The organism is Neisseria sp. P0021.S006 (assembly GCF_051956895.1).
The window spans coordinates 1-871 of the sequence record NZ_JBQCWZ010000557.1 but is presented as its reverse complement, the minus strand read 5'-3'; the positions used below and the strand labels follow the sequence as shown (position 1 = coordinate 871).

Sequence of the window (871 nt, the reverse complement as noted above, 5' to 3'; positions counted from 1 at the left end):
GTTTTGTGGGAATATCTGTTCTTCATTGATATCGAAGGCCATCAAGGCGATGAAAGTGTCCAAAAAGCCTTGCAGCTTTTGGGTGAACGCGCTTCCTTCGTGAAAGTTGTCGGCTCTTATCCGACCGTTGTTTTGTAAGGATTATTGGGTATCAAAGGCCGTCTGAAAAGTTTTCAGACGGCCTAAATTATGTTCTCAATAGTTGCCATTTATGCAACATCATTGGCAGATTGATGTCAGTAAGTTTGCATGATTGGAAATGAACCTTCTATAATCCGAACGTTTTTAATATTTTCATGCAAAGAAAGGAGCAAGCCATGACACGCAATACTTCAATCCGCTCAATCACATTCTTTGCAGCCCAAGCGTAGGTCTGACTTTCGGATAACGCTTTTCGCATTCCATGTCGCCCGCTTCGGGCTGCTTTCCCTACGATTATCGGCTAGAAACCAGGCCGTCTGAACATTTAGCAGACGGTAGATACCTATTGTCATCTGTTGACGGTTTCTATCCGTTTAAAAGAAAGCATAAACACATGGGCAATTATTCCCATCATATTCAAATTATTGCCGATTCAAATACATGGATTGAAGGCAACGCTGTCGCACAGCTTGAAACCACCGCCCGATTACCGCATATGTTGCGCGTTGCCGGAATGCCGGATTTACACGCAGGGCGCGGTTATCCGGTTGGCGCGGCATTTTTCAGCGACCGTCATTTTTATCCTGCCCTGATTGGAAACGACATCGGTTGCGGCATGGCGTTTTGGCAGACCGATTTACGCGCGGCCAAACTCAAACCTGCCAAACTCGCCAAACAGCTTGGCAATATCGATACGCCGCTAGATAAAGACGAACAGGTCGATTTATTA

The 871-nt window shown here is 45.6% G+C and carries 1 protein-coding gene and 1 pseudogene; both read left to right on the top strand.

The annotated features are described in order from the left end of the window. Positions 1 to 138 (top strand): annotated as a pseudogene (locus ACTHUM_RS15660) (prephenate dehydratase); the annotation flags it as partial. A 397-nt stretch (positions 139 to 535) separates the two neighbouring features. Then, positions 536 to 871, top strand: a 336-nt coding sequence (locus tag ACTHUM_RS15655) for an RtcB family protein (protein WP_440403374.1), incomplete at its 3' end; no start/stop codon positions are given.